The 11536-nt window shown below is 66.6% G+C and carries 11 protein-coding genes and 1 pseudogene; 4 read left to right on the top strand and 8 right to left on the bottom strand.

Going from position 1 to position 11536, the window contains the following annotated elements; genetic code table 11:
* Positions 1–184 precede the first annotated feature (184 nt).
* The 3 genes from I7S92_RS22650 (at position 185) to I7S92_RS22640 (ending at position 2216) form a co-directional block, all read left to right on the top strand.
* Entirely contained in the window at positions 185–643 is a 459-nt protein-coding gene (locus I7S92_RS22650) for a TlpA disulfide reductase family protein (RefSeq protein ID WP_197647766.1), read from the top strand.
* The gene (locus tag I7S92_RS22645) at positions 640–1329 is read left to right on the top strand and encodes an MOSC domain-containing protein (RefSeq protein WP_197647765.1); all 690 of its coding nucleotides are present in this window, start codon (positions 640–642) and stop codon (positions 1327–1329) included. The genes I7S92_RS22650 and I7S92_RS22645 overlap by 4 nt, the downstream gene beginning before the upstream one ends.
* A 137-nt stretch (positions 1330–1466) precedes the next feature.
* On the top strand, positions 1467–2216 hold the full coding sequence (locus I7S92_RS22640; RefSeq protein WP_197647768.1) for a sulfite exporter TauE/SafE family protein: 750 nt from the start codon (positions 1467–1469) through the stop codon (positions 2214–2216).
* 40 nt (positions 2217–2256) lie between these two features.
* On the opposite strand, the gene I7S92_RS22635 is transcribed toward I7S92_RS22640, so the two are convergent.
* The gene (locus I7S92_RS22635) at positions 2257–3387 is read right to left on the bottom strand and encodes a cytochrome c3 family protein (protein WP_197647764.1); all 1131 of its coding nucleotides are present in this window, start codon (positions 3385–3387) and stop codon (positions 2257–2259) included.
* Positions 3388–3652: 265 nt separating this feature from the next.
* Here I7S92_RS22635 and I7S92_RS22630 point away from each other — a divergent pair, with 265 nt between their 5' ends.
* Entirely contained in the window at positions 3653–4255 is a 603-nt protein-coding gene (locus I7S92_RS22630; protein ID WP_197647763.1) for a hypothetical protein, read from the top strand.
* On the opposite strand, the gene I7S92_RS22625 is transcribed toward I7S92_RS22630, so the two are convergent.
* From I7S92_RS22625 to I7S92_RS22595, 7 genes and pseudogenes are all read right to left on the bottom strand, one after another.
* Positions 4252–5142, bottom strand: a complete 891-nt coding sequence (locus I7S92_RS22625; protein ID WP_197647762.1) for an alpha/beta hydrolase — start codon at positions 5140–5142, stop codon at positions 4252–4254. The two genes, I7S92_RS22630 and I7S92_RS22625, sit on opposite strands and share 4 nt — an antisense overlap.
* A 70-nt stretch (positions 5143–5212) precedes the next feature.
* Positions 5213–5893, bottom strand: coding sequence for a cupin domain-containing protein (locus tag I7S92_RS22620; RefSeq protein WP_197647761.1), 681 nt, complete (start codon positions 5891–5893; stop codon positions 5213–5215).
* 135 nt (positions 5894–6028) lie between these two features.
* The gene (locus tag I7S92_RS22615; RefSeq protein WP_197647760.1) at positions 6029–7276 is read right to left on the bottom strand and encodes an MraY family glycosyltransferase; all 1248 of its coding nucleotides are present in this window, start codon (positions 7274–7276) and stop codon (positions 6029–6031) included.
* A 163-nt stretch (positions 7277–7439) separates the two neighbouring features.
* The gene (locus I7S92_RS22610; RefSeq protein ID WP_197647759.1) at positions 7440–9638 is read right to left on the bottom strand and encodes a polysaccharide biosynthesis tyrosine autokinase; all 2199 of its coding nucleotides are present in this window, start codon (positions 9636–9638) and stop codon (positions 7440–7442) included.
* A gap of 4 nt (positions 9639–9642) precedes the next feature.
* Positions 9643–10083 (bottom strand): arsenate reductase/protein-tyrosine-phosphatase family protein, encoded by a 441-nt coding sequence (locus I7S92_RS22605; RefSeq protein WP_354001358.1) that lies wholly within the window; start codon positions 10081–10083, stop codon positions 9643–9645.
* 4 nt (positions 10084–10087) lie between these two features.
* Positions 10088–11149, bottom strand: coding sequence for a polysaccharide biosynthesis/export family protein (locus I7S92_RS22600; RefSeq protein ID WP_197647758.1), 1062 nt, complete (start codon positions 11147–11149; stop codon positions 10088–10090).
* Positions 11150–11431: 282 nt separating this feature from the next.
* Positions 11432–11536: pseudogene (locus tag I7S92_RS22595) on the bottom strand (IS5/IS1182 family transposase); the annotation flags it as partial.

Below are 11536 nucleotides of genomic sequence, written 5' to 3'. Positions count from 1 at the left end.
TGCTCTCGACTGTAGACGGTAAGGCGGGCACCTTGGTGCGGGTTGTTCATCCTGCGGGGTCCTCGGCTGGAGTTTGGCGATTGCAGCCTAACCCCGCCTCGGGTGAACAACCTCCTGAGAATTCACACCTAGGCCATCAAGCCGGCGACGGCCCCCTGCCGCCACCCCGATCGAGGAGGACCGAATGACCACGCTTCACGCCGCCGAATGGCTGAACACCGACCACCCCCTGGCGCTGGCGGATTTCCACGGCCGCGTCCTGGTGGTCGAGGTGTTCCAGATGCTCTGCCCCGGCTGCGTCAGCCATGGCCTGCCGCAGGCCGGACGCATCGCCAGCACCTTCGCGCCGGGCAAGGTGGCGGTGATCGGGCTGCATTCGGTCTTCGAGCATCACGAGGCGATGACGCCGGCCGCGCTGCGCGCCTTCCTGCACGAATACCGCATCCGATTCCCGGTGGCGGTGGACCAGCCCGGCACGCCCGGCCCCCTGCCCCGGACCATGGCGGAATGGCAGCTCGAGGGCACGCCGACGCTGGTGCTGTTCGACCGCCACGGCCAGATGCGGGCGCGGCATTTCGGGCAGGTCTCGGACCTGGCGCTCGGGGCGCAGATCATGGCGCTGATGCTGGAAGGCCGGGAATGAGCGGCTTTCGCATCCTGGAGGTGCGCGTCGGCCGCGCCCGTCCTTTCGGTCCGCGGGGGCAACCCTCGGCCATCGGGAAGGAACCCGTCTCCTGGCCGGTCGCGGCGGCGGCGCAGGGGCTGGACGGCGACGAGCAGGGCGACCGGCAGCGCCACGGCGGGCCGGACAAGGCGGTGCATTGCTACCCGGTTGCGCATTATCCGCTCTGGGCCTCGACCTTGCCTGCGGGAACCCCCAACCTCCGGCCCGGCGGCTTTGGCGAGAACCTTGTGGCCGAGGGCATCGACGAGGCCGGCCTCTGCCTGGGCGATCTCTGGCGGGTCGGGACCGCGCTGATGCAGGTCAGCCAGTCGCGCCAACCCTGCTGGAAGCTGAACCTGCGCTTCGCCCTGCCGGACATGGCGCGGCGGGTGCAAGAAAGCGGGCGCACCGGCTGGTATTTCCGCGTAATGGAGCCCGGCGCCGTGGCGGCAGGCGACAGCGCGGCGCTGGTCGCGCGCCCGCAGGCCGACTGGCCGCTTTCCCGGGTGTGGCGGCTTCTCTACCGCGACATGCTGGACCGCGCCGCGCTGGCCGATCTTGCCGCCCTGCCCGGCCTGCCCGCAAGCTGGCAGCGGCTGGCCCGCGCCCGGCTGGAGAGCCAGCGGGTCGAGGATTGGGCCCCCCGGCTGGAAACGCCGGCCTGAACCGACGGCTGTCCTTCCCCCCGGCCTTCCCCTATCCTCTGGCGCTGCCCTTTGCCTTGCCGTCCGCAGGAGACCCAGATGTCCAGACCCGAGCCCCCACACGGCCCCCACCGGACAAAGGGCTGCGCGCCGTGAGCCTGGTCGATGCGCTGATCCTGGGACTCGCCGCCTTCGGGGCCGGAATACTGAACACCGTCGCGGGGGGCGGCACCTTCCTGACCTTCCCGGCGCTTGTGCTGGCCGGAATCCCGCCCGTCATGGCCAACGCGACCAGCGCGGTCGCGGTCTTTCCCGGCTATCTGGCCGGGGCAATCGGCTTTCGCTCCGAACTGGCGCAAGTGCCCCGCGCCCGGTTGGTGCGGCTGTCCGCGGTGACCCTTGCCGGCGGGCTGGCGGGTTCGCTTTTGCTCATGGTCTCGTCGAACGAGGTCTTTGCGCGCATCGTGCCGGGGCTTCTCCTGTTCGCCACCCTGGTGTTCCTGTTCGGCGACAGGCTGCGCTGCGCCGGGGCGCGGTCCGGGACCGGCGAGGGGGCGGCGGGCATGGCCGGTCTCCTGCTGGTCTCGATCTATGGCGGCTATTTCAACGGCGGGCTGGGCATCATGCTGCTGGCGCTGTTCTCGCTCTGGGGGATGCGCGACCTGCACCGGATGAACGGGCTGAAAAGCGGGCTGTCCTTCGTGCTGTCCGCCATCTCGGTCGCGGCCTTTGCGGTGGCGGGGCTGGTTGCCTGGCCCGAGGCGGCGCTGATGATGCTGGGCTCGGCGCTCGGCGGCTATGCGGGGGCGCCGGTGGCCCGCGCGATGCCGCGCCGGGTGTTGCGGGCGTTGATCGGGATCGTCGGCTTCGGCATGACGCTGGTCTTTGCCCTGCGCGCCTGGAGCTGACCTGTCCGGCCCGGAGATCGCCTCCGGGCCGGACCGGGCCTCACGGGCGCACCAGCCCCTCGACGGCCGCCTTGTCCAGATCGGCCAAGGAGTCGTGCATGAGCTGCAGCACATAGGGCGCGTTATGCGCATAGGCCCCCGGATCCTTGGCGACGAACTGGTAGTTGTAGGCCGCGCGCAACAGCCGGGGGGTCCAGCTTGCGTATTTGTTGTCCCCCACCGCCTCGCCTTCCTCGACGCTGCCGCTACTGTCCTTGTCGATGAAGAAATAGGGATGCGCATGCCCATCATAGGCGATGGCCGTGCCGGCCACATCCTTGCCATAGGCCTTGATCGCCTCGAGCAGGCGCTCGTGCAGGGCGGTGACTTCCGCCGCGATCCCCTCGGTCACGTCCCCGTCCCCGTCGTAGTCCACCTTGCCCTTGCGGATGGTCCGCAGGGATTCGCGGTCGGTCACCCGGTCATGGCAGGCGGCGCAGGGTTCCACCTTCGGCTGCACGCTGTGCAGCTCGTGGCAGGTGATGCAGCTGTCGAAGGGCTCGGCATGGCGGCGGCGCGAGGCATAGGTCTGGCCGTCATACTCATAGCCGCCCCGCGCCAGCGTGCCCATCAGGGTCGCCCCGGCCGCCCGGTAATGGACGTTGATGAAGGCAAGGTCCGGCGACACCGTGTCATCGCCGATCCCCGCCACCGCGCGGTTGACGCTGAGCGTGGATTCGCGGCCCTGATGGCAGGTCATGCAGCGCGCCTCGGCGCCCAGATCCTCGACCCGCTGGCCCGAGGGAAAGGTGACGCCGGACATCTGGCGCGTCGTCTCGTTGTGGCAGGCCATGCAGCCGATGACCGTGCCCGTCGGGGCCTTCGCCTCGACGCTGCCCACGGCCGAGCCATCCGCACCGATGTAGTCCAGGAAGCCGGGGGTCGAATGGCAACGCGAGCAGGCTTCGGGGATCTCGCCCTTGTCGTCCCAGTTGGTGAAGGCCCGGGCATCCGCCTTGGCATGGGGCGACGACTGCCAGTCGTGGAAGAACGGCACCCGCTCGGCCGGAATCATCGCAGGGGCCTCTGCGGGCGTGGCCTCCTGCGCGGCACCGGCAAGCGGGAGCAGTGCCGTCGCGGCGACGAAACCCAGAACCGACAGGGCCTGCCGGACCCGATACCGGGAACACATGCGATGGTGATACAAGCTGCGCATAACTCCTCCTTCCACACATCCCGTGTGTCTGCATGAGCCGATGACTGCACCCGATTCCGGGCTGCGCGCTTTCCCATGCACAGGCTAGCCCCGTCCGGCGCGCCGGAACAAGTCCCTTGCTCACGGCAGAGTGAATGAACCACCGCTTCCTGACGGCAACCTGAAGCAGAATGTCCCGCACCGTAAGTTTCCGCTCATCCGGGCAGGCCAGTCTCGGCGGATCAGGAGAGAGGAGACCGGAATGCACAAGATCATCATCATCGCCGCTGCAATCGCGGCACTGCCCTTGCCGACCTTTGCGGCACCCTTCGAGACCCCCTACGCCCTGCGCAGCGCCCATGCGGATTTCCAGGCCCAGCTTGAGGAGGTCGGCGCAAGGCAGGACGATATCGGCAAAGCCGCCCGCGCCGCCGCCGCGCTGACGGCCCCCCACAACGCCGCGCAGGAGGCGACCATCCTGCCCGTGCTCTGCTGGACGGACACGGCCACCTCCGGCTCGCGGGAGGCGCTGCCAGAACTGCCCGACGCCGCGGCCCTGCAGGCCGAGCTGGCGCGGCTTTACGACGGCGATGTCGCGGTCGTCACCGCCCTGGTCGAGCTTTACGCCGAGGCCCTGGACGAGGGCGACACCGACACCGCCCGCCTGGCCGAGCGGATCATCTGGCACCAGACCGCCGACCTGGAGGTCTTCTACCCGGCGGCGCTGCTTGTGGCGGCCTCGCTTCGGGCACCGACCTATTCGGTGGACCGGATCGCGCTCCAGGTCGGGCCGGGGCCGCTCTACGGCAGCGGGATGCTGCCGATGATGGGCATCGGGAACCCGCACGGGCCCGTGGACAACTAAGCCCGGACGGGCACGCACCCGGCAAGGCGGACGATGGCCGCCAGGATCGCCTGAAAGCTGCGCCGGGCGCGGTCGCTCTCGCGGCGGGCGCGCAAATAGCCATGCGGCAACTCGGGCTCGTTGCGCCATTCCGCCGCTACACCCGCCAGCCGCAGGCGCGCCACATAGTCACGTCCGTCATCGCGCAGGGGGTCGACATCCGCACTGACGACGAAGGCCGGGGCCAGACCGCCAAGCCTGGGGGCCCGCAGCGGCTGCGCCAGTGGGTCCGCGACCGGCCCCTCGCCATGCAGAGCGCGCTGGTAGCCGTCCAGATCAACCGTGCGCAGCATCGGGGCCTCGGCGTTCACGGTGTAGGAGGACGCGCTGCGATCGCCGCCGAGGCTGGGGTAGATCAGCACCTGTCCCAAGGGTTGCCGCTGTCCCCGGCAGGACAGGCAAAGGGCGGCTGCCAACAGCCCGCCCGCACTGTCGCCCACCACCACCGCAGGCCGGTCCAGCGCCTGCCAGACCGCCTCGACATCGCGGAGCGGTGCGGGCCAGCGATGTTCGGGTGCCAGCCGGTAATCCACCGCGACCAGCATGAGTCCGGTGGCATCGGCGATCTCGGCGCAGACATCATCGTGACTGTCCAGCCCCCCCACCACAAAGCCGCCACCGTGGAGATACAGCACCGCCACCGGCGTCCTGACCCCGTAGACCCGGCAGGATACGCCCCCCAGCTCCTGGTCCCTGACCGGCAGGCCGGGAGGACGCGGTGCGCGGAACCGCGCGCACATGGCGTCATAATATCTGCGGTTGTCGGCGGCGCTGGCGCCGTTGGCCTCGGCGGGATAGGCAGCTTCGGTGCTGCGGATGAACTCCAGCACCTGGGGATCGGCAATCATGGCGCACCTATGTTGTCTCCGGCCCATCTGCGGCATCGCTGGCGGAGCGTGTCAAGCGCCCACGCGACGGTCAGCCCGGCATGGGCAGGACATCCGGATGCTGCAGGGGAGCGGCCTTGATCCAGATCCGCGCGCCTTCGGGACCGGCCAGCGCCGACAGCGCCCGACCGGTGGGCAGGCGGCCCCAGCTTTGCTCCGCGCAGGCTTCGCCGCCGATCCGCGCCGTGCCGTCGATCAGCAGGAACTCGAGCCCCGCCGCATTCCCGATCCAGATTTCGGCGTCGGGGCCCCAGTCCTCGGTCCAGACCCGCTCGGCCCCGTCTTCGAACAGCAGGCGCGCCGCAGTCGCTCCGGGACGCGGCGCCAGGGCCTGGCCTTCGCCGGGCTGCCGGATGACCTGGGCCGTATCGCCGCTGCGGAATTGCCAGAGCCGGACAAGGATGGTGCAGCCCTCGGCGGCGGCCGGACTGTGGGCGGTGCCGGGAGGGTTGCGGAAATAGGATCCGGCAGGATAATCGTCATGCTCGTCCTGGAACGTGCCCTCCAGCACCAGGATTTCCTCGCCCCCGCCATGGACATGTTCGGGAAATGCGCTGCCCGGCGCATAGCGCACGATCGAGGTGGCCCGGGCGACCTCATCCCCGGCGCGATACAGCATCCGGCGCTCCACCCCCGCGGCCGGGCTGGGCACCCAGTCCAGGCGGGCCGCATGAACGATCACGGGCTGGTCGAAATCGGCGTTGAGGCGCATCAGGCTTCCTTTCCCACAGACAGGGATGAGACGTGCCAGAGGAACGATGGTTCCACCACAAGCCGTCCTGATCGCTGAACGGATCAGGAAGCAGAATAGCACATCCTGCGGGTGCTGCCGCTGCCGAAGAAGGCCTCAGGTTGCCTCCACCTGGACGACACCGGCGCCGGTCAGGTCCGCTTCGGCGGCGAAGACCCTCGCCTTCGGACGGCCGGAACCTTGCCGATAGCCGCGTGGCGGATCACCGGAAGGCCGCCGGCGCAGGAGCGGAGCCAGACGCAAGCCAAGCAGGTAGGTCGTCACGAACAGGCCGGCGAAACCGATCAGGGCCAGGAAGGCCGCCAGCGGGCGGTTCCAAAGCCAGATGCCGAAGAAGGCGGGGACTGCCGCCATCGGAAGCAGGAGCAACGTCGCCACGGGATTGGTGATGTGGCGCGCGGAACGCCCGGTCACGGTGATCTCGAGTGCCCGCATTGCCAGCTGGTGAAAATGCAGCCGGTCGGGTCGGGTGGTCGGTCGGCCGGAGCGTCGGCGGCGATAGATGGCAAAGAAAGTGTCGGCGACCGGCCAGAAGAAGATGAGGAGGACCGCCCAAGGCGTCAGATCGGGAACGCGATGCATCAGCACGATGGCGAACCAGGCAAGGACATGGCCCAGGGTGTAGGCCCCGGCATCGCCCAGGAACAGGCGTCCCCAAGGATAGTTGAAGACAATGAATCCCAACAGGGCCGCCGTCAGCATCAGGTTGAGGTGGGCCAGGGCATCCGCACCGCCGCGGGTCGCGATCGCAGCCATCGCCAGCGCCGAGATCACGCCCACCCCGGCTGCCAGACCGTTGATCCCGTCGATCAGGTTGAACCCGTTGGAGACCCCGGCCGTGGCAACCAGCGTGAAAAGGATCGCGACAAAGGGCGCCCACTGGAACAGCGCGTCGAAGCCGGGCACATCCAGACGCGGCACCCAATGACCGAGCAGCGTCACGGCGATGAGGGAGGACAAAGCCGCCGCAAGCAACCGCATGGATGGCGAGACGCGACGGCCGATATCCTCCAGCAGGCCCGCGATGAAGATCGGACCAAGCGAAAGCAGGAAGAGCCCGAACCATGGGGCCAGATCCGCCCTGATCATGAAAGTCATCGGCAGAAGCCCGGCCAAGAGCGCGAGTCCACCGATCCGTGGCGTCAGCCGGCGATGTGCCGCCTGAACGGCAGCCACGTCGCCGCGACGGACGACATATCCAATATGATGGCGTCGGGTGGCAAGAATGGCGCCGCACACCAAGGCCGATACCAGGAAGATCAGCAGGATCTCGAGGGAGAAATGACGATCAACCATGGCGGCGTGTCCCAGAAGATTATTTGGAACGGAATAACGACGCCACAATCTGCCTAATGGTTAAATGCCGCAATCTGTCCAAAAGTTAATGGGATACATCCAATTGGCGCCGCGCCCTTGGCGCAACCCTGCGGCATCATTTCGCAAAGCGTTAAAGCGTTAAAGCGTTGTCGGGTTGCACGAAAACGCAGATCTGCGCTGTCGAGGCTGATCAGTCCTGTTCGCGACGTTCCCTATAGCCATACCGATAGCTGTAGCCGTACCCATAGCCGGCGACCAAGGCGGCACGGCGCGGATCAAAGCCATTCAGAACCGCACCCGAAAGGCGGATTCCGGCGTTCAGGAACTGGCGCTTGAGTGCTTCTATCTCTCCCGCCGGTGTTTGGTCGAAGCGCACCACGGCGATTGCCGCGCCGGTCGAGCGGCCAATGATGATGGGATCAGTCACCGCCAGAACAGGGGGTGCATCGACGACCGTAAGATCATATTGGCGATCCAGTTCCTTCAGAAGAACCGCCAGTTCCCGACGCAGAAGCAGTTCCGACGGATTCGGCGGAAAGCGCCCCGCCGGAATGAAGAAGAGTCCCGGGACCGGACCGGGGATCATGATTTCCTCAAGCGTCGCGGTTCCAGCAAGATAATCGGAAAGCCCTTTCATGTTCTTTGGAAGGCCGAAATACCGCCGCAGATAGCCGCGGCGCAAATCGGCGTCGATCAGGCAGACCTTCCGGCCCGCCTGAGCCGCAACCACGGCCAGGTTGACGGCCGTAAAGGATTTCCCGGCATCCGGTGCCGCGCTTGTAATCAGGATCGAATGGCTCTGGCTCTCGATCAATCCGAAATGCAGACTGGTGCGCAGCGAGCGGAAGCCTTCGATGGCAAGGTCGTTCGGGGTCTCGATCGCATGGACAGGAAGCTTGCCCTTCAGCTTCCTGTGATCCCTGGCCCCATCCACCATATTGATGGTCGCGAACACCGGCAGGCCCAGGGCGTCGATTTCCTCGGCGCTCTGCACGCCTTTGCGCAGCCAGCCGCGCAGGAGCACATAGCCGATCCCCAGACCCAACCCGAGCACCAGGCTGAGCGCCAGGATGCGCGCACCGCGTGGTGCAATAGGTTCAGGAGCGGTGCGCGCCGGGTCGATGATGCGGACATTGCCGATCGAACTGGCGCGCAGCACGCGGAGTTCCTGCGCGCGATTGAGCAACTGGACATAGACTTCCTGCGCAAGTTCGAGGTCGCGGGTCAGGTTGAAGACCACGCGCTGCGTTTCCGGCAGGTCCGAAACTTCGGCGCGCAAGGATTCGATCCGCTCCTCGAGCCGCGCCCGGGTGGCGAGCAATTGCTGGTAGGACGGGTGGTCGGGCGTATACCGCTCCGCGAGTTCGCCTTCCTTGTCCGCGAGTTGCTGCAGCTCGGCCTCGAGGGTCGAGATCTGGGTCAGAAGGTTCTGGCCTTCGAAACCCAGGTCGATGGCCTGTTGTTTCTGACGGTAATCATTGAGTGCGCCCTCGGCCCGGCGGACAGCTGCTTCGGCATCCGGCAACTGGCTCTCGACGAATTCAAGGCTGCTGTCCGCCTCGGCCGAGGACCGGCCCACGTTCTGGCGAAGATAGGCATCGGCGATGGCCTGCAGCACCCGCTCGGTTTCGGCGGGATTGCTTCCGGTCAGCCCAAGTTCGAGAATTCCGGTCTGGCGCCCGCGTTCGGCAACTGAAAGTCGCCGACGCAGTGCCTCGATCGCGGCTGCGTCGTTGATGTGGCCCAACAGGAACTCCCGTCCGGGGGGCCCGTCGATCTCGCCGATCCGCAGGGCGAACCGTTCTTCGGGAAGAGTCAGAAGCACATCGGTCTGGCCGGCAAGCTCTCGCCCATCGGGCAGCGTGACGGTGAACGTGCCTGCCTCACCCAGCCGAAGCGCGATTTCCCTGCCGATCCATGTTGGCGGGACTTCCAGCAGATCGATGCGGATTCGCTCGCCTCCACGCGCGTAGGCCGCAAGGCCGAAGCCGTCGGGAAGCGGGATGCCCAGCCGGACCAGCGCCGCGACCGGCAGCGGCAGCCGTCTTGGGGTCGCGGTCCAGTCGAGATGCGCGTCCGCAACCGCCTGCCCAAGCACCAGACGCGAGCGCAGGATCTCGATCTCGGTCGCGCTGGTCGGCTCGCTTCCGGCAAGGTCGCTCAGCCCCGCCGGCAAGGCAAGCTGGCCCTTCTTCTCTTCCAGCTGCAACAGTGCATCCGCCCGGTAGGTCGGCGCCGTTCCGAAAAAGAACAGAAGCCCCCCGGCAAATGCCAGGGCGGAAATGGCCGCGATCACGCCCTTATTCGCCCAGAGGCGGGTGAACAGGCGGGCAAGGTCGATTTCGTCTTCGTCCCGAGAGGCAGCAGGCTGAGCGGGTGTCGAGGCCATCCCGCTACTCCCCAGCCGCAAGGCGCCGCGCCCAGGCGTTGGCGGCGGCCGCGATAAGGGCATGGACCTCTTCATGGACCACGTGGGACTGCCGATGGGGATCCGGGATCCCGTGGCCGCCCGTCCAGTGATCGAACAGCATTGTCCGTCCCGCCAGCTCGGGCGCTCGCCGCGCGATCTCGCGACGGTGGCCGGGCTCCATCACCAGGATGAGGTCTGCAGCTTTCCCAAGTTCGGGCGTGAACTGCCGCGCGACGTGACCATCGACGTCGAGACCATGTTCGGCGGCGACCGCCCGGGTCGTTTCATCCGCGGCATGTCCAACCAAGGCGGCAATCCCGGCCGAGTGGATATCGACCCCCGGCAGGACCGCGCGCAACATCCTCTCCCCGGTCGGAGAGCGACAGATGTTGCCGACGCAAACGACAAGGATGGAATGGATCACGACGCTACTCTTGGATGTTGTCGAGCCCACCCGCCACGGTGACCGAGGGGAGGATGCGGCTGATCGTGTCGTTCCATTTGCCCAGGGGCGAGCGCGTCACATAGACGACATCGTTCGGGGCTAGCAGGAATTCGGTGCCCAGGACCAGGCCGGTGGGCGACGAGGTGTCGAGCTGGAAGACGGTTATCTCCGGACCCGCCTTGCGAAACACGAAGACGCCACGCGCATCGGCCGCAATCTCCTGCAGTCCACCCTGGCGGGTCAGCGACTGTGTCAGGGTCACGGGATCCTTCGACAGGTCGATGGTCGCAGGTTTGGCTACCTTTCCCAGGAGATAGGCCTCTTCTAGCTTGTGCCGGGGAACCATGACGACATCGCCTGACTGCAGGATCGGGTTGTTGCGCAAGAGATCGCCGGACAGGAACTGCTCGAGATTGATGTTGTAGGTCTTGCCCCCGCGCTGAAGGATGACACGCGCCGGATCGGCCGTCTCGGTGAAGCCGCCGGCGGCGTTGATCGCCTCGAGCACGGTCAACGGCACGCTGCTCAGGGCCTGCCGGTTTGGTTCGGCCACATCTCCCGTCACGACGATGGCCTGCGAATTGAAGGCGGCGACGCGCACTTCCAGCTGGGGATCGGGAATATACTGCGCAAGTCGCGCCCGCAGATCCTCGCGGATCTGCTCGGGGGCCTGCCCCAAGGCCGTCACCTGGCCCACGAAGGGGTAGAAAAAGGTTCCGTCCGCCTGGACACGGAAGCCGGATTCTGCCGCGCTGCGCTGCGGACCGGCCGGCAGCGTAAGTTCGGGGTGATCGAAGACATCGATGCTCAGGATATCGCCGACACCGACCTTGTAGTTCCAGACTTGCGGTTCGGGGACCGGATGCGACGGCACCCGCATTTCGGGCCGGGCGTGGGTTGCGATATTTGCAGTGCTCAGCCGAACCACCGTCACATTGTCGGGAAGCTTCTCCTGGCCCGCTTCAGTGACCGGAAAATTGACATGCCCCTGCGCGCAACCAGCCAGAAGAGCCATAAGGATCAGAATGCCGAAGCGCTTGCGCATCTTGCTCTCCAGTTTGCGCCCCGAACGCCGCAGATGCAGGTTCGGCCACCCCTCGCGCGTAATCTTTCGGAGACCAGCCATTGCACCATGGGCGCGGGAGTTCAACCATGATGTATTGGATAAAACGTGAAATGCGCCGTCGCCCATGGACCAAATATTTTTCAATTCGTGGTGGTACGCCCCCTTGCCTACCATTATTCTCGGTACAAGTTTTCGCCAATGGGTCATTCGCGTCTTCTTTGGGGTCAATGATCCGTCTTTAGGCTCCAGACTCATTGAGTTTCAGAGCCAGAACATGACGGTTGCTGCGAGGGCGATAGCGGAGAAGAAGGTTTCCGGGCATCTGTCGTATCGGGTGGCAACGCGTCTCCAGTCCTTCAGCCGGCC

The sequence above is a fragment of the Tabrizicola soli genome, assembly GCF_015999335.1.
GTDB lineage: Bacteria > Pseudomonadota > Alphaproteobacteria > Rhodobacterales > Rhodobacteraceae > Tabrizicola > Tabrizicola soli.
This window is presented reverse-complemented; position numbering and strand designations above follow the sequence as displayed.